This is a genomic window from [Leptolyngbya] sp. PCC 7376 (genome assembly GCF_000316605.1).
Classification (GTDB): Bacteria; Cyanobacteriota; Cyanobacteriia; order Cyanobacteriales; family MRBY01; genus MRBY01.
In genome coordinates, this window is sequence record NC_019683.1 from 3,090,874 (window position 1) to 3,107,974 (window position 17,101).

Genomic DNA, 17,101 nt, shown 5'->3' on the forward strand with positions numbered 1-17,101 from the left:
TTGAGAGGGATGCAATAGGGGCTGGATCATTTTCATCAGAGCTTCTGCCGAATAATGTTATCGACGAGGAATTATCAACACATATGACCAATTTCAACGCGATTGAAGCGCGCTTCCAGAGTTTGCTCAAGGATCGTCTGCTTCAAGAAACTGAAAATAACCCACCCCGTTTTCCTTGGGAAACAGGTACTGAAGCCTATTTGATTGAGGAACAGCAAGCGTTACAGTCTGATCACAACTTTCTGTGGCAACCTCAATTGACTGCCTTTGAGATTCCTTTTAATGTGCCGCAATCGGTTTTAAAGGAACTGATTCAATCTTGTTCTAAAGCAATGCAATCTCTTAATCCTCAGGGTATTAAGTTGGTGCAAGCTGTGGAATCTTTATTTGATGTCGACCCCATGATGCTCCACAAGATGGCGAATTGGGTCGTGGCAACGCCTCAACCTAATCGTTCTGATGCAACGGCTGTGCTTGAAGGCAATTATGATACGGCAAATGAGCAGCAACAGATTGTAATGTCGATGCTCGCAGCTCAAAAGATTATGGAGCAATTAGTAATTTCTCTATCGCCTGATGCTGCGGTGAAGTCTACTAAGTTTGAAACGACTGCTGGGGCGATCGCCGTCGAAGCGCAATATGCCACAGAGTCTGAATCTACTTTAGGTCAAACAATTCGTGTATTAGTGCGTTTGCCCCAAGGTGGACAGGTCACTTGGGAAAGTGCTCAAGGTTCAGCCAGTGCATCACGGATGTATCCTGGAGATCTTTGTTTAACATTGGTTGACTGTCAACCAAATGGCATCTACCCAGTAACGATTGCATTAAATCAGGCTGATCAGGAGCCTCTTACAATCGCGATCGCCCTTCAATCTGCCTAAGAAAAGAACGAGTCATAATTTTTGGGTGCTTCTCGTTCTTTTTTCAGACATTGCATTCTAGATATGACAGTCAAATCTACACTTCATTTCTTCGAGAATAAGGGCTACTTTCTCTTGTATTTTCAATAAAACTCTGAGGCGATCACCCTTAGATATCAGCCGTTCTACTCTCAACAAATAGTGCTGATATTGATCGACGCTCAGACTGAATCTTTGTGTTTTGAAACTAAATAGAACATCTGCACTGAGTTTGGCAGAATGTCCATTTCAATCGGGTCAATTAAAGACTTGAAAAGCGCACAATATAATTTTAGAAACTGCGTTGTATTTTTAGCCACGGATAAAAACTGATGGCTTCAATATGGATATTCTGCTTGCTTTATGTATTGGTGTAACCCTCAGTGCGGCCTGTGGGTTCCGGATTTTTGTGCCACCACTAATCATGAGTGCGGGGGCAATCTATGGTGACTTTGCATTGGGCGAGAGCTTTGCTTGGATGGGCACTTATCCAGCTTTAATTGCTTTTGCTGTGGCAACAGGTGCAGAGGTGATGGCCTATTACGTCCCGGTTGTGGACAATTTGCTAGACGCGATTGAAATTCCTACGGCGATCGCCATCGGTTCTTTAATCATGTCAGCAAGTCTTGGGGCCGTAACTGAGCTTGAACCATTGCTTCAGTGGGCGATCGCCATTGCTGCGGGCGGTAGCACAGCCGGAATTATCGAAAGCTTTACAGTGGTTACGCGGGGAGCCTCCACCGCAATGACTGGAGGGACAGCAAACCCGATTATGTCCACCGCCGAAGTCCTTAGCGCTGGGGTTCTATCTCTGTTGGCACTATTTGTGCCATTACTTGCCATTTTTGTGGTTTTTGCAGTTTTAGGATTAGCGTTACAACGATTAAGTCGTCTATTTAAAAGAAAATCTACATCGAACAATTCTCAACTTTAAGTTTCTTCGGTATGCTGTGAATATGTACTTTGAAACGCCATAAAAACGACGTAAAAAAGTACATTTGTTCGTCAATAAAATAATTTATTTAGTTCATATTTTCTACTTTTAAATGATTGATTCTGTAATTAGTTATTTGTGGAAAACAATACTTTTGAACTGTTTTGAATATTTATTGAGAGGCTGAGGAGTTTGATTCATGTTGTCTGGTAAGCAGTTGGGAAAAGGAAATATTGAGCTGAGTCCCAAAGCTCATCCTGAAAGATTTTTTCTGTTAGGTGGGGCTTGGCTGATAATGATGACAATGGCAGTCATGGGTGGTTCTGCCATCGTGAATCCTGATAAGCGTTTACCGGTCATTGATCCTTTGCTAGAGATGATCGCTGCTGCGAAACAACGGGAATCAGTATTTACACCAGTCAAGAAGCACTATAAAGAAGCAAAAAGAGCGGATAAAACACTCGACCTTGTGTCGCCTGTAACTTTGGCTCAAGATTATTTCACGGATGCAGTAGAGTCTCAATCAGATGTGCTTTCGATTGCTGATGGCATAGTAGAGCCAATCTCAGAAAGTGCCTCTCAATCAGTACCTCCTGTGCCTGCAACACCTCGGGATAATGTCCCCACTTGGATGTATCTCGCAATTACAGGGAGCTGCATTTCAGGTTCTTCGATTTTGACGCTGTTGCTCTACAAATTGACGGCGGCAAAGGCTACTAAATCTCAAAAGCGAGCCCGGAAATCTCCTCATTCTCGTGTAGCTCAAGCAAATCGAGTGAAAATCCCGGTGGTAAATGTACCGGCGATCGCCCCCCTGAAAATTTCGACACCAAAAGCTGTTGCCCCCCCTCAACTAAAAATCGAGCCTATTGTCGATCCAGAACCCGCAGCTACTCCAAAACATTCTCGCGCTGAATATCTTGCAAGACTTGCTCAAAACGCGAAACAACAATCCCCGCAGAGCTTGGTGGAAATGATGGATATCCGTCGTCGCAATCACCTCGCGCCTTTTTCTTAAGGGTGTTGAAAGCGAATGAATTCCAAGGGCGGGAACATTGTATCCACCGCAAAGCTCTATAATGGCTGCGTTAATCTTTTTCCCTTAAGTTATGGCTCTGCTGGATTCTAAAGGACGTTTGTTCGGCAAAATTAGTGTTCTCGATGTCGGGGCGATCGCCATTGTGCTTGCGGTGATCATCGGCATCTTTTTCTTGCCAGGAAATTCAGGTTCAGTGGCGCAGATTGGTGCCAACGTAAAAACTGTCGAAGTGGAACTATTGGTGCGCGGCTTAAGCGTTAAAAACCCTGACCGTTTTGTCCAAGAATTCCGCGACTCTGAAACAACTTCGGTTGTAATCCGGAACCAGCCTTTCGCGAATATAGGGATCAAATCTATTGAAAGATTGCCCCGCACCACCCCTGTTCCTCAACCCGATGGCACAGTGGAAGCCTTGCCAGACCCTCGTCCTGAAGTTGAAGATATTACTGATCTGAAAATTATTTTAACTAGCGATGCTGAGCTAACCGATAACGGTTTTGTATTCGGTAATAACAAAGTAAAAGTGGGTCATACACTCCGCTTAGAAGGCTATAGCTATGACTTTAACGGCAGCGTGATTGATATCCGTGCAGTGGAAGAATAATCTTTTAAGTTTGGGTGACCAATGCAGAAATATTGGCGAATTTTAAAGCTTTTTTGGTCAACGGCGATCGCCGCAGAATTGGAATATCGCCTCAATTTTGTGATTGCAGCAATTAGTAGCGTTGGAAATTTAGCTGGAAGTCTTTTTAGCCTGTTTTTGTTTTATCGGACAGGCTACCAGTTTGCTGGCTGGACATGGCAGGAAGCAATGCTCGTTGTCGGGATGTTTACCTTTTTGCAAGGCATTTCCCAAACCTTTCTGTCGCCAAACCTGAATCGCATCGTCGATCAAGTCCAACAAGGGACTCTCGATTACGTCTTACTCAAACCGATCAGTAGTCAATTTTGGTTATCGACTCGTATGGTGTCGCCATGGGGACTCCCAAATTTGCTGCTTGGCTGTTTGATTTTGCTTTATATAGGCACTCAATTAGGTTTAACGCCGTTGAGTTTTGGATTAAGCCTGCTGCCGATCGCCTGTGGCATTTTAATCCTCTATAGCCTCTGGTTCATGTTGGGGGCAACCAGTATTTGGTTTGTCAAAATCTATAACGTGACGGCTGTGCTCCAGGGTTTTCTTGATGCAGGACGTTATCCAATTACTGCCTATCCTGCGGTTTATCGCTTTTTCTTTACGTTCGTTGTGCCAGTCACTTTCTTGACCACCGTCCCCGCAGAAACAATGCTTGGGCGATCGCCAATTGGCTGGATAATTGGAGCAGGTTTTTTAGGAGCAATCCTATTATGTTTATCTAATTTGGTGTGGCGTTTTGCGTTGCGGTTTTATACCAGTGCATCGAGCTGATTCTCATTTTTTCTGCTAGAAAGTCTATGAAAAAATCCTCGCCTTTGACAGTGATTGGCTGGCGTGAATATGTTTCTCTGCCAGGATTTAATCTCCCTCTAATTTGCGCAAAAATTGATACTGGTGCAGCATCTTCGTCGATCCATGCGACCAATATCGAATATTTTCAAGAGGGCGATCGCCAAATGATTCGCTTTACAATTCATCCTCACCAACGCCACATCCACGACACCGTCACCCTTGTTGCTCCCCTCGTCGAACACCGCACTATTAAAAGCTCCAACGGTCATAAACAAAGCCGTCCCGTGATCACAACGTCTATCGAGCTCGGCAAATATCTGTGGCAAATTGAGCTCAATCTCACGAATCGATCATTAATGGGCTATCGTATGCTGATCGGACGGCAAGCTTTACGTGAGCGCTTTATCGTTGATGTCAACAAATCTTTTGTTCAGAGTCATTCTGGGCAGCCGCAGTTCCTATGAAAATTGCGATTCTCTCCCAAAACGCGAAGCTTTATTCCACCAGTCGTCTCAAGGAAGCTGCAGCCAAGCGAGGTCATCAAGTTCAGGTGATCGACTTTTTACGTTGCTACATGAATATCACTTCCCACAAACCCATCATTATCTATAAAGGGCAACAGCTAAATAACTTTGATGCCATCATTCCGCGAATCGCAGCATCTGTAACCTTTTACGGAACTGCGGTTGTACGTCAGTTTGAAATTATGGGGGTATTTGCGGCGAATACTTCCCAGGCTATTTCACGCTCCCGAGATAAGCTGCGATCGCTCCAGATTTTGGCGCAAAAAGGGATTGGTTTACCGGTTACAGGGTTTGCCCATGCCACCGAAGATATTGAAGGTCTTCTCGAAACGGTGGGTGGCGCACCTGTTGTGATTAAGTTGCTCGAAGGGACTCAAGGCATTGGAGTGGTTTTAGCGGAAACGAAACAGGCTGCGACCTCGGTTATTGAGGCATTTCGGGGCTTAGATGCCAATATTTTGGTGCAAGAATTTATTAAAGAAGCGAATGGAATGGATATCCGCTGTTTCGTGATTGGCGATAAAGTCGTAGCGTCGATGAAACGTCAGGGAGCAGAGGGAGAGTTTCGTTCAAATTTACACCGGGGCGGTAGTGCTTCAAAAATCAAATTGACTCCTGAGGAACGGCGTACCGCGGTGCGAGCAGCAAAGGCAATGGGATTGCGAGTTGCAGGAGTGGATTTATTGCGGTCAAATCATGGCCCTGTGGTGATGGAAATTAATTCTTCACCGGGTTTGGAAGGGATCGAAAAAACATCAGGGGTTGATGTTGCTAGCAAGATTATTGAATATCTCGAAAAGAATGCTTCGCCTTCTAAAAATACTGACCGCATTAAATATTAGGCTTTGATTTTTTAGTCGAAAAATAGTTGCAAAATATTGGGCAGGCGATCGCCCCAAGAATTGATGCTGTGACTACCATTGGGATCTTCAACGATGAATAAATTATGGTCTTCTTGATAGTCAAATTCTGTGGTTAAAACCTGAATCATTTCCATACAACGACATTGAGAACGAATTTCATATTCATTCCCTGGGTCATCGCGTAAACCCCAATCCAAATAAATTTTAGGACGTAGATCTGGTTCGAGTAGCGTAGAAGTGAGAGCAAACATTAACGCCGAATTCTGGAGCTTAATTTTAAAGGCCTTGTCTAAATTGCTCATTGAATAGCTTGGACTATCTAAACCCAACCAAAAGGAAGGTGATAGGGTAGCGACTTGTGGAAATTGGCGGGGATGTTTGCAGGCGGTGTAGAAGGCGGCTAGTCCCCCGCGAGATGCCCCCAAAATGACGGTTGAGTGGGGAATTGTTCGGTAGTTTTCGTCGATAAAAGGTTTGAGTCCCTTCGCTAGATAACGGCTATATTCTTCTAGACCGCCGTCATCTTCTGGGATATGGGAATATTCATAGTGGCGATCGCCTGAACAGATAGCCACCACAATAATTTTTTTGAGTTGGTCTCGTAGATAAAGTTGACTGAGTTTTTCAGCGACTTGCCAACTTTGCTCAGTTTCGCCATCCCCAAAGAAAATATCATCGCCATCGTTGCAGTAGAGCACAGAATAACGGTCTGGACTCACTTCATAATCGCGGGGAATAAAGACATGAATTTTGCGCGGCTGGTCAAAATGTTCACCGAAACCAGATAGCTGAAAATTATCGTAGGTATGGAAAAAAACACCCCAATGTCCATGGTCATGGAACCATGCCTGCTGTCCGCCTCGCTCAAATGCTTCTGCCATCGCTGTGATCTATAGGATTAGCTATCCAAGGTATATTATTTCGTTACTTTGCAGGCGATCGCCCGACAAAATGAGCCAATGAGACATCGCGAAAAAAACTGCGCCCACTGTCAAAAACTCACTGAAGTTTGTTATCGCATCCAGTATGACGAAACCCAAAAATGGCATCTTGTTTGTCCGTCTTGCCAAAAGCAATTGAAAAAAGAAAGTCCGTTATACCGATATGGTGGCACTTGGAAAGCAAAGAAAAGAAAATAGTTTGGCGATCGCCCCAAAAGAGGTTTTGTCTCATCGGAAAATCCCTCAGATAAATATTTTTATAGGAAATATTGCCTATAATTCCGAAATGTTTAATGGTGAAAATGGAGAGAAGAGAAACGACTTAATTTTCAGCAATTAGCTTTAATCATTTTCTGTTCAGGGATTAATGGGTGCAGCCAATGCGACAACATCTTCAAGGGAAACTTATTCAAAATCGCTACCGGATTGAATCTGTCCTTGGGCAAGGTGGGAATGCCATTGTTTATAAAGCTCATGATCTAGAGGGCGATCGCCCCGTCGCTCTAAAGGCAATGTCACTGCGATATTTGAAAGGTTGGAAACAACTCGAATTATTTGAACGAGAAGCAGAAATACTCAAAAAACTGAATCACCCAAGAATTCCGCGTTATCTGGAATACTTCACCGTTGATTTGTCGGATGATCAATTGTTTTATTTGGTGCAGGAGCTAGCTGATGGGAAATCTTTTGCTGAGCTAGTAGAAAGTGGGTGGCGAAGCAATGAATCTGGCATCAAGGAAATCGCCAGTCAAATTCTAGAGATTTTAGAGTATTTACACAGCCAAAATCCGTCAGTTTTGCATCGGGATATCAAGCCGCAGAACTTGATTTTAGGGAAAGACAATCAAGTTTATTTGATTGATTTTGGGGCGGTACAAGATATCGACCAAACTGCAAGTTCGAGTAGTAATACTGTTGTGGGGACATTTGGATATATGGCTCCGGAACAATATATTGGTCAATGTGTTCCTGCTACTGATTTATATGCGCTTGGTGCAACGCTAATTTATTTATTGACCCATCGCCAGCCCTCTGAAATTATCTTAGAAAATTTTCAGCTCAATTTTTACCATCATCTCAAAATTTCCAACCAATTTATGATTTGGTTAGAAAAAATGCTAAAACCAGATCTAGAAGAACGTTTTAAATCAGCAACAGAGGCAATAGAAATATTAGGCAAAAAAAACTTTATTTTTTCTGCTCCAGCAAAACAGAAAAATTGGAAATATATACTCCCATTAATAGGAGGAATTATTGCTATCATTACGATTAGTAATTATTTCAAATACCCAATTCTCAATATACTTGAGATAACCCCTAAAGAGATCTACATTGCAGCTAGTGAAGGGGATATTAAAACTATTCAAAATTATTTAAAAAAGGGTGGTAGTCCAAATGGTTTAGGCTCCCATACAAGTTTTGCTCCTCATATTAAAGGTGCTTGGCAATCGCTAACCCCGCTTCATGCTGCAAATACACCCGAAGTTGCTCAACTTCTCATTGATTATGGAGCTAATATAAATGCCCAAACGGAAGATGGTTTTACACCTTTGCATCTGACGAGTTCTCCAGAAGTTGCACAATTATTGATCGACAATGGTGCAGATCTAAATATGCAAGCGACTTTCACTTTTACAGGTGATGACTGAGAGCCAAGGCTTAAAGAACCAATCATTAATTCAACAGTCACTTTGCCTAATGCTTTGTTTTTTCGACTTGGCACTCCTCTACATTTCAATCCATCAATAGAAGTGTTGCAGATTTTAATTAGCAATGGTGCTGATATCAATGCAAAAAATTTTCTAGGGTATACTTCACTTCACACAGCTGCAAAACTATGCAATCACGAAATGGCAGCATTACTTCTTCAGCAGGATATTGATATCAATCAGAGACATAAACCACAAAATAGTGATGAATACGCCACAACACCACTTCATTTAGCTGCGTCCTGCTGGTCTACTCAAGAACAAAAATATCAAACAATTAAGGTTCTTTTGGAAAATGGCGCAGATGTTGATGAAGTAAACTCAAATGGAGAAATTGCATTACATCGCGCTGTTACAGAAGTCAAAAAGAATAATGATCTCGATACAACTAACAATATTCTGACATTGTTATTAGAGTATGGTAGCGATATTAATGCAATAGATAATAAAGGTCAGTCTATTCTCTTTAAAGTTAAGGACGTAAATACAGCAAAATTCTTAATTAAAAGGGGTGCTGATGTCAATCATCGAGACCATCTTGGAAATAGTTTAATTCATGAAGGTGTACTGATTGACAACGAGGAGATAATTGATTTTTGGATTGAGAATGGTGTTGATATTAATGTTGAAAACTTTGAAAATGAAACAGCTTTGTCTTTGGTATTTAGTCCACTCATGGTGAATGAAAAAATGGCGGTTTTCTTACTGAATCTGGGAGCCGTTCCGAATGTTTTAGATGAGGAAGGCAATACACTATTACATAAGGCAGTATTTGAAAATTGGTTGAACTGCGCAGAGATTTTAATTGAGAAAGGTATCGATATTCATCATGGAAATAATCAAGGTGAAACTCCATTTGAGATGGTGCAATATAATTTTGAAAGGTTTGGTTCCGAATACAGAGAAATGTTGAAATTATTTAAAACTATAGATAGTGAATAATAGCTTTATTGATTTTTATATTGAGTGTAGTTAGAAAATAAAGATGAAACCTTCTTTAAAAGATGATTTGATACAAAATCGTTATCAGATCGACTCTATTTTAGGTCAAGGAGGTATGGCCACTACCTTTAGAGCCCAAGATTTGGAGTCGAATCGAGAGGTCGCGATTAAAAGAATTTCCTTAAGGCATACCGAGAATTTTAAAGTTATTTCCCTTTTTGAGAGAGAAGCTAATATCCTGCGACAGCTGGAACACTCTGGAATTCCTGATTATGTGGATTTTTTTCAAGTCGAAGAAGAAAACAATACTTTTTTCTATTTAGTTCAAGAACTTGTTACAGGCAAATCTTTAGATACATTAATTGAAGAAGGTTGGCGACCTAGTGAAAAAGAAGTCAAAAATATTGCGATACAACTTTTAGATATTCTGATTTATCTTCAGCAACTCACACCACCAGTTATTCACCGCGATATTAAACCCGCAAATATTATTCTCTCTGAAAATAAGGTTTACCTTGTGGACTTTGGTGCAGTACAGCATGTTTATCACAAGACGATTACAGGTGGTAGCACTGTCATTGGCACGATTGGCTATATGGCACCCGAACAATTCCGTGGACAATCGAGACTTTCCACTGATCTCTATGGCCTTGGCACAACTCTTATTTCTTTATTGACTGGGCGATCGCCTGCCAATTTCCCTCAGAAGAAACACAAAATCCAATTTAAAGATTACGTTGATATTTCAGAAGATTTTTTTAATTGGATTAATGTCCTCATCGAACCCAATAGTTCAGATCGTTACTACTGCGCCAAAGAAGCATTCGCCGAACTCCAAAAAATCCAGACATTTCTCACGAATAAGAATTTTGAAAACTATCACAAAAAGCGCCATACAGTTATTCTTGTCAAGAATAAGGAAAACCTATTTCTACAAATTTCCCCAAAGCTATCTGGAACACTCCTCGATAAAATTCTCCGAGCCGTTGCATTCCTCTTTAAAAACTACATTCTTCTATCAGTAATTGCCTGCATCATTTCGATTTTTGTGCCGGGGGTATTGCTGCGACTCGCTTCTTATCTCGTCTATACACCAGGCAATGCTATCTTCCATATCTTGATGTGGCTGGGTTATACCAGTTTTATTAGCATTGTTTTAGTCGATTATCTCAGACGCTTTAGAAGTCGAGTTGAATTAAAAATAAATCATGATTCCTATCATATCAAGCGAAGATTAATGGGAATAACCTATCGAAATAAGACGGTTGAAAATAATAATTCAGTTGAACAATTTCGGAAGCTTTTAATTGGTCTCAATAAAGAAGATAAAAATATGCTTCTGCATGAAATCAAGACTTTTCTACAACCACAAAGCACTCAAACTAAAGAGGCCGATTTTTCTGTCAATCAGCGAGATATCGACACAATGCCTATGACGGTACCTCCCTCGCTTAATGCTCCGACAGTCCCAATTTCAGAACCAAATCATGAGACTGCTAAAACAATCATTTCTGAGCCCCAGACTGCGCCCACTGAGTTGAGCTAAAAATACGGCGATCGCCCATTTATTTTTTACTGTTGTAATAATGTGGCGCGACTTAATCCCTCTGGGCAAATTTTGTGTTGACGCATGTCGTATACCCCGCACCACAAAACATCCTCATCCAATTTAGGCATAGGCACCTCTATTGACTCATCATCGAGACGCTCTAAGCGAATAATGTAATCAACCAAATCTTCTTCCAAATCAAAATCTCCCTCGTCCTCTTGCCCCACGTAGAATTTCAGCCATAGAGGAATCGGCTGATTCGGGTGAGTCTCATCCCACCAAGTGAGAATGTCATCCTCATCAATCTCTGCATCTTCCCAGAGCTCATCTGCATTAATGCTCGACGCGAAAGCATAGATTTCAACAAGATAAGTTCCCGGTGTGACTTTCACTTTTTGAAACGCTTGATTATAAGGATCTGATGGCGAAAACTGCGTGAGGGCTTCCTCAAAATCCTCGGGCAAACCACCACCCATCACCATAAATTCGCCACAAGGAATATGCAGCTTTCCTTGTAGTCGTCCAATCCATTCTTGCTCTTCTTTTTCCGTTAAATCACCCACAACAATCAGCGCATCATCAAGGCAACAATCCGCAGGGAAATACAGCGGTAAGCAAATCCCTTTTTCTAATAAATTTTGCAAAACATCAGGTTCGTGGCTCTGGAGGCGATCGCCAATTTCTTTTGCTGTTAAACCACTTCCGCCGAGGCTAGTGGAACCGAGAACATACCAATAACCATCATTGAAAAAGCCTTCATGAATGGGAATAATTTGGCGATCGCCTGACATGATTTTCCTTAAATCTGGAGAGAAAAGTTAGTGTACTGTTGTTGAAATTACATTGGCTGGTAAATCTTGATAAAGCGGCGTACTGAGATAACGCTCACCATAGCTCGGCTGAATCACCACAATTAATTTTCCTTCATTCTCGGGCCGTTGCGCGACCTTAATCCCTGCACAAATTGCCGCTCCGGTCGAAATACCAGATAAAATCCCTTCTTCTCGCGCTAACCGACGAGCATAATCGATCGCCTCATCATCAGTTACCGTAACCACTTCATCGATTAATTCTTGCTTTAAAACACTCGGAATAAATCCTGCGCCAATCCCCTGAATTTTGTGAGGCCCCGGTTTACCGCCAGAAAGTACGGGACTATTTGCTGGTTCGACGGCGATCGCCTGACATTCCGGCTTAATGGTTTTGAGGACATCCGCAATTCCCGTAATCGTCCCGCCTGTACCAACACCCGCCACCACAATATCCACTTTGCCAGCCGTATCTTCCCAAATCTCCACTGCCGTTGTTTTGCGGTGGGCATCTGGGTTCGCATTGTTATTAAACTGCTGCAACATATAGGCATCGGGCAAACTATCCACAATTTCTTGCGCTCGCGTAATACAAGCACTCATGCCCGCATCCCCAGAGGTCAGCTCCAACTGTGCCCCATAAGCTAAAAGCATTGCCCGCCGTTCTGTGCTCATCGTCTCTGGCATTGTGAGGATTAATTTGTACCCCTTTGCCGCCGCTGCCATGGCTAACGCAATGCCCGTATTGCCTGAGGTGGGCTCCACCAAAATCGTTTTACCTGGCGTAATTTCCCCTGCCGCTTCTGCTGTTTCGATCATATTGACACCAATGCGATCTTTCACAGAGGCTGCCGGATTCATCCCCTCAAGCTTCACAACGATTTGGGCAAGACAATTCTCCTGCGTTGCAATGCGGTTTAACTGCACAAGGGGAGTTCTTCCCACTAACTCGGTGATATTCTTGGCGATTCTCATAGTGTCGGGTTAATGCCGGACGTAGGGTGAAAAAGTAATGCTCTTTATTATAGGTGTCACCTACCACCGACGCTGTTTGCTCCCACTCTCAGATTGTCATCAAAGGGCGATCGCCCCATTATCAGCGTTTCGGTTTCCAGTAGACTGCATTTTGCCAAGGCAATTTCACCACATTAAATGGACAAGTGATGGCATAAAAACGCTCTATTTTTTCATATTCTGGCCGAGCTGGCTCCTGAAAAAAGATATTGACACCAAACTGCAAACCTTTGCCACGGGCCATTTTTAGCTCTGGGATACTAAAAATTGGTTTGACAATCGAATAGCCTGCCTCTTTATCAAACATCAAACAATTTTCGAGGGTGACGATTTCGACTAAGGTTTCACCTGGCGCGACTATGCTGATGGACTGGCCTTCAAATAAATCAAGATTTTGGCCTTGAGGTATCCGAAATAATCGTTTCACCTCATTTTTGAATGTCCGAAAAGTACTGCGCTGCCAATCAAGGTAAAGATAATTGCCCTCCGGTAATCCATTTACCACAATGAGAGTAAAGGTTCGCATTTCTTCGGCAAGTGGTGTCCGAGAAAAACCACATTGGATCATCAATTGCCCCTCTAAACCCAGTTGCTGAAGTTGCTCTGTGAGTTGACCCTGGTTCATTTTGATCGCCGTTAACTGGTCTAGCTCTTCAACGATGCTCTGGTAGACATACCAAAGGATCCAGGCATACAAAATGAGAATTAAAAATTCAAAGCTGTTAATGGGCATTAGCGGTGTAGTAGTCGAGATTTCCCTGAGATGATGATGGCTGTTGTTCAACCTATAGACCGAGGATACGATGATATCCGGATTGTTTGCTCATAAAGTTCACATTGGTCGTTTTTGTGAAGAGTTGTTGGGCGATCGCCCCCATCCCACCTGAAACAAAGACTTTAAAATGGGCTCAACGGTAAATTCAGACAGACAGTTATGACACAGGTCGGCATCATCGAGAAAATTTGGATTAAGCGCGGTAAACGTGCGCCGATGGATGCCCTTGAAAGGGCCGAACTGATCCAAAATAAAGGCTTGAAAAATAATGCTAACCAAGGCGGTTGGCGACAGGTGACGCTATTAGAAGCCGAAGTTTGGGAACGAGTGATGGCAAAACTAAATGCAGATCTTGATCCCTCAGTGCGGCGGGCAAATATTTTGGTGCGAGGACTGAAGCTCAAAAAAGACTGTCGAGGTAAACAGCTGAAAATTGATGATGGCATCCTCAAAATTCTCAATGAAACAAAACCCTGCGAGAGGATGGATGAAGCATTACCGGGTTTAAAGTCTGCACTCTACGACAATTGGGGTGGTGGTGCCTTTGGGTGTGTTATGACAGGTGGCGATGTGTGGGTTGGTGCGTCAGCTCAATGGTTGGAAGATTAAGTCAATAAAAATCCCTCGTGGCCAGAGCCAACAAGGGAGAGAAATTTCTGAATTTATTTGATATTTGAAGTTTTAAGATTCGGATTCAGAAGGCGTTGCTTGGTTAAACATAGGCGCGATAAAGGCCGCTAAACCGCCCATCAAGAAACCCATAACATTTCGGAAAAGAGGTAACCATTCAGACGTTCTGGTCACGACAGGACCAACACCAAATGCGAGGAACAAGATACCCCATAGCGGCGACAGAATTAATGCCCACTGCCATGCAAAAACTTGATCTTCTTTGCGAGGAACTGCTGCAAAACCACAAATAACGCCGCCTAAGACTGAGCTAACTAAAGTCAAAATCCACTGTTCCCGTGGCAAACCGGGCACAACAATACAACCACCTTCTTTGACGAGACATCCCTTTGCTGTTTCGAGGGCATCGGCGATCGCCCGATTCTCACCGTTGTCGCGGACATAATACATATTGCCGAAACGAGTTTGGAGCTCGATCCAGAAAGTGCGAGGCATCAATTCATATACCTCATCACCAATACTGAAAGCTAATAAATTACCGCCGCGACCATCAGCTACTAACAAAACACTCTTGTCATCTAGTCCCCAATATTCCTTTACGGCTCGGCCTGGCGATTTCTCAAATTGTGTCAGAACACGCACTTTCCAGCCGGTATCTTTCTCAAACTTGAGGAGATCATCAACTAGATTTTCTTCTTGTAATTTGGGCAAGAAGTTTGCTAAGTCAACAACAGGCGTTTGATAGTCTGGCAACAACTCAGGATTATTAACAGCTTCGGCAGGGGAGGCGATCGCCCAAACCATGACCGCAAAGCAAATAGCAAGTAGACTACGGAGCCATTTACGGGGAAAAAGAAGATTCATAGGGGATTGATTAATATCGTTTAGTCAGCGGCTTTAACCATCCAATTATGAAAATCGATGGTCACTTTATTACGGTTTATTACTTTGTCTTAAGTATTTTAAGGTTTTTCTCGCAATTTTTCGAGGAAATCCTGCTACTCATCTTCTCAGATAATGTTTTGTCGCGCTTAGACAGATTTGCAGCAGCCACTCAAATTTTGTAGGGAACGAACCGCTTTATGGTCGGCAGCACCAGAATATTGCAAGGTGATATTCTTGATTGTTGTGATTGGGATAACGCCCACGACGCTGTTGCTATAGGCGATCGCCTCAAATGTTTTGAGCAAGCCAATAGTCCAATGTGCCTCGGAAACAGATTGTTCGCTGCGTTGGAGCTGTTGGATGAGGTGCGAGCGCATTACTCCCGGCAAAATCCCTTGGGTTGGTGGCGTATGCCATTGCTTGCCGTCGAAGCCCCAAAGATTACCTGTGGTTGTTTCGAGCCAATGCCCCTGAGTATCGATCAAAATAGCTTCTCCTGACCCTGCGGCGATCGCCCGTTGTCTGGCCTGCCAAGCCCCCATATAGTTGCCCGTTTTAAAATCGGCCATCGGTCGTCGATAAATCGATTCTGTTGCGACCCAAGCCGTAATGCCAGACTGTTGCTTTTTCGCTAATTGAGCCGGGAGCTGCCGCCCAATAATTAATTCTCGTCCATCACTAAAAAGGGTCACACGCAATACTGGATAATCTTCAGCAATCCGTGCGGCACCAATTTCGATATTCTGCCAATTGGGTTCTGACCATTGCAGTTTTTTTATGGTGTATCGGAGGCGATCGCCATGAGCTTGCCAATGGGAATCAGGGTGTTCTAAATCTTGTTTAAAGACTCGCAGTGTTGTGAAAATTGTTGCCCCATACAAAAAACTCGGATCGGTTACCGACAGAGTTATCTCTGCGTGGTTGTACCAATCGCCTGCAAACCAATAGCCCATATCATCTAGCTTTTTTGTTTGAGCATTGTTTGGGATTTAACGCGCCGTAGTAGCCAATCAAAACGTGTCGAAGCTAATTCAAAATTTTCAAGGGCACTATCGGGCAGCTCATCGACACTAATGCTCTGATTGAAGACAAAATCTTTATCTTGTCCCAAAGTGCTGACAGTATTCCGAAGGCGATTAGCTAAAAATGTGGCGATCGCCCGATAAAAACGAGCCGAGAACCCAATATCTTGCTGAAGACGGTTGGAGATTTGTTGGCGGGGGATGGAGAGAATTAAACATTCCTCCAGAGTTTCAACACTGGCTGTGGGGAGACGATTATCCATAAACGATAATTCCCCAAAGATTTCACCATTATTTAAAACAGCGATTTCTCGTACCTGATCTACCGCCAAAATAGACACAGAAACAGACCCTTCGAGCAGAATGTAGAGATTTTCTAAGGGTTGGTTTTCTTGAATGAGTGCCTTGTTGGGCTGAACCCGTGCGATGTTTCCTGCTGTGATTAACCAATCAATATCATCATCATTCAACTCTCCGAACAGAAATAAGACCTTCTGCATAATGGCTTCCTTGGCACTCTCGGCACTTCATATCGCTATTTTATCTTGGATACGGAATCTGCCTCCCCTCATCTGGACAAGCGAAGGATTTATATTTCTCAATGACTGATATTCATAAGACTCTAGTTGCATCTCAAGGCGATCACCTTAACACTTTCATAATCGCCCTAAAAGTAAGCGTATAGAGATAAGTGTTTTTATCTTAGCTAGAAATACTCTAAATTCGAGGCTTACAGACGAGTCCGCAGCATAAACTGATAATCTCCTCCTGGCTCTAAGTGATAATCACTATGCTCTAAAAAACGCCCGAGAGGCTCAAAGATTAATGCGCGTCCTAAGGAAGGATGCACCCGCAATTTTCCTTGCCGAAAATGCCAGTGGAAAGTCCACTCATAGGCGCCAGCACGGACTTCACCGATGATTTTCCCTTGTTGCCAAGACTGTTGCAAAATACGGACATGGGCGGTCGTTTCAGGTAACACAGGGGCTGCTCAAGGCTCCGTTACATTTGATAATGATTTTTATTGTGAATCCTTTGCTTACAAATTGCATACTCTTCGCCAAGTTTTCATAACAAATCACAGCGCATTGCAGGCGATCGCCAAACGAAAAAGTCGAGGTAGCATAGAGAAAATTT

General features: G+C 43.0%; 19 protein-coding genes. 11 read left to right on the top strand and 8 right to left on the bottom strand.

Going from position 1 to position 17,101, the window contains the following annotated elements; genetic code table 11:
- The first annotated feature begins 83 nt into the window (after window positions 1-83).
- The 7 genes from LEPTO7376_RS13850 to rimK all read left to right on the top strand — a co-directional run bounded on the left by LEPTO7376_RS13850 (window position 84) and on the right by rimK (window position 5,667).
- Entirely contained in the window at window positions 84-881 is a 798-nt protein-coding gene (locus LEPTO7376_RS13850) for a hypothetical protein (protein ID WP_160148462.1), read from the top strand.
- A 361-nt stretch (window positions 882-1,242) separates the two neighbouring features.
- Entirely contained in the window at window positions 1,243-1,833 is a 591-nt protein-coding gene (locus LEPTO7376_RS13855; protein ID WP_015134793.1) for a DUF4126 domain-containing protein, read from the top strand.
- A 199-nt stretch (window positions 1,834-2,032) separates the two neighbouring features.
- Window positions 2,033-2,851 (top strand): hypothetical protein, encoded by an 819-nt coding sequence (locus tag LEPTO7376_RS13860; protein WP_015134794.1) that lies wholly within the window; start codon window positions 2,033-2,035, stop codon window positions 2,849-2,851.
- Between the two features lie 91 nt (window positions 2,852-2,942).
- Window positions 2,943-3,476: a DUF4330 domain-containing protein gene (locus tag LEPTO7376_RS13865; RefSeq protein WP_015134795.1), complete on the top strand. Its 534-nt coding sequence runs from the start codon at window positions 2,943-2,945 to the stop codon at window positions 3,474-3,476.
- A gap of 21 nt (window positions 3,477-3,497) precedes the next feature.
- The gene (locus LEPTO7376_RS13870) at window positions 3,498-4,280 is read left to right on the top strand and encodes an ABC transporter permease (RefSeq protein ID WP_015134796.1); all 783 of its coding nucleotides are present in this window, start codon (window positions 3,498-3,500) and stop codon (window positions 4,278-4,280) included.
- Between the two features lie 26 nt (window positions 4,281-4,306).
- Window positions 4,307-4,765: a RimK/LysX family protein gene (locus tag LEPTO7376_RS13875; RefSeq protein ID WP_015134797.1), complete on the top strand. Its 459-nt coding sequence runs from the start codon at window positions 4,307-4,309 to the stop codon at window positions 4,763-4,765.
- Complete coding sequence (gene rimK / locus LEPTO7376_RS13880) at window positions 4,762-5,667, top strand: 30S ribosomal protein S6--L-glutamate ligase (RefSeq protein WP_015134798.1); 906 nt, start codon at window positions 4,762-4,764, stop codon at window positions 5,665-5,667. The genes LEPTO7376_RS13875 and rimK overlap by 4 nt, the downstream gene beginning before the upstream one ends.
- 11 nt (window positions 5,668-5,678) lie before the next feature.
- Here the strand turns inward: rimK and LEPTO7376_RS13885 are convergent, their stop codons facing one another.
- Window positions 5,679-6,569 (bottom strand): alpha/beta hydrolase, encoded by an 891-nt coding sequence (locus tag LEPTO7376_RS13885; protein ID WP_015134799.1) that lies wholly within the window; start codon window positions 6,567-6,569, stop codon window positions 5,679-5,681.
- 440 nt (window positions 6,570-7,009) lie between these two features.
- On the opposite strand from LEPTO7376_RS13885, the gene LEPTO7376_RS23630 reads away from it, so the two are divergent.
- The 3 genes from LEPTO7376_RS23630 to LEPTO7376_RS23635 are packed head-to-tail and all read left to right on the top strand — an operon-like array spanning window position 7,010 to window position 10,826.
- Window positions 7,010-8,278, top strand: coding sequence for a serine/threonine-protein kinase (locus LEPTO7376_RS23630; RefSeq protein WP_015134802.1), 1,269 nt, complete (start codon window positions 7,010-7,012; stop codon window positions 8,276-8,278).
- A 42-nt stretch (window positions 8,279-8,320) separates the two neighbouring features.
- Window positions 8,321-9,280, top strand: coding sequence for an ankyrin repeat domain-containing protein (locus LEPTO7376_RS13895; RefSeq protein WP_071880693.1), 960 nt, complete (start codon window positions 8,321-8,323; stop codon window positions 9,278-9,280).
- Window positions 9,281-9,323: 43 nt separating this feature from the next.
- Window positions 9,324-10,826: a serine/threonine-protein kinase gene (locus LEPTO7376_RS23635; RefSeq protein WP_015134804.1), complete on the top strand. Its 1,503-nt coding sequence runs from the start codon at window positions 9,324-9,326 to the stop codon at window positions 10,824-10,826.
- A gap of 26 nt (window positions 10,827-10,852) precedes the next feature.
- Here LEPTO7376_RS23635 and LEPTO7376_RS13905 read toward each other — a convergent pair whose 3' ends face one another.
- The 3 genes from LEPTO7376_RS13905 to LEPTO7376_RS13915 all read right to left on the bottom strand — a co-directional run bounded on the left by LEPTO7376_RS13905 (window position 10,853) and on the right by LEPTO7376_RS13915 (window position 13,385).
- The gene (locus tag LEPTO7376_RS13905; protein WP_015134805.1) at window positions 10,853-11,620 is read right to left on the bottom strand and encodes a hypothetical protein; all 768 of its coding nucleotides are present in this window, start codon (window positions 11,618-11,620) and stop codon (window positions 10,853-10,855) included.
- Window positions 11,621-11,647: 27 nt separating this feature from the next.
- Complete coding sequence (gene cysK, locus LEPTO7376_RS13910; protein ID WP_015134806.1) at window positions 11,648-12,613, bottom strand: cysteine synthase A; 966 nt, start codon at window positions 12,611-12,613, stop codon at window positions 11,648-11,650.
- A gap of 121 nt (window positions 12,614-12,734) precedes the next feature.
- Window positions 12,735-13,385, bottom strand: a complete 651-nt coding sequence (locus LEPTO7376_RS13915; protein WP_015134807.1) for a hypothetical protein — start codon at window positions 13,383-13,385, stop codon at window positions 12,735-12,737.
- Between the two features lie 201 nt (window positions 13,386-13,586).
- On the opposite strand from LEPTO7376_RS13915, the gene LEPTO7376_RS13920 reads away from it, so the two are divergent.
- Window positions 13,587-14,036 carry an MOSC domain-containing protein gene (locus tag LEPTO7376_RS13920; protein WP_015134808.1) on the top strand — a complete coding sequence of 150 codons (450 nt, stop codon included), beginning with the start codon at window positions 13,587-13,589 and terminating at the stop codon, window positions 14,034-14,036.
- A 72-nt stretch (window positions 14,037-14,108) separates the two neighbouring features.
- Here the strand turns inward: LEPTO7376_RS13920 and LEPTO7376_RS13925 are convergent, their stop codons facing one another.
- From LEPTO7376_RS13925 to LEPTO7376_RS13940, 4 genes are all read right to left on the bottom strand, one after another.
- Window positions 14,109-14,921, bottom strand: coding sequence for a TPM domain-containing protein (locus LEPTO7376_RS13925; protein ID WP_015134809.1), 813 nt, complete (start codon window positions 14,919-14,921; stop codon window positions 14,109-14,111).
- 167 nt (window positions 14,922-15,088) lie between these two features.
- A complete protein-coding gene (locus LEPTO7376_RS13930; RefSeq protein ID WP_015134810.1) occupies window positions 15,089-15,895 on the bottom strand; it encodes an aminotransferase class IV in 807 nt (268 codons plus the stop codon).
- 5 nt (window positions 15,896-15,900) lie between these two features.
- Window positions 15,901-16,464, bottom strand: coding sequence for a cyclic nucleotide-binding domain-containing protein (locus LEPTO7376_RS13935; protein WP_015134811.1), 564 nt, complete (start codon window positions 16,462-16,464; stop codon window positions 15,901-15,903).
- Between the two features lie 230 nt (window positions 16,465-16,694).
- Window positions 16,695-16,946, bottom strand: coding sequence for a DUF3146 family protein (locus LEPTO7376_RS13940; RefSeq protein ID WP_015134812.1), 252 nt, complete (start codon window positions 16,944-16,946; stop codon window positions 16,695-16,697).
- Window positions 16,947-17,101: the final 155 nt, after the last annotated feature.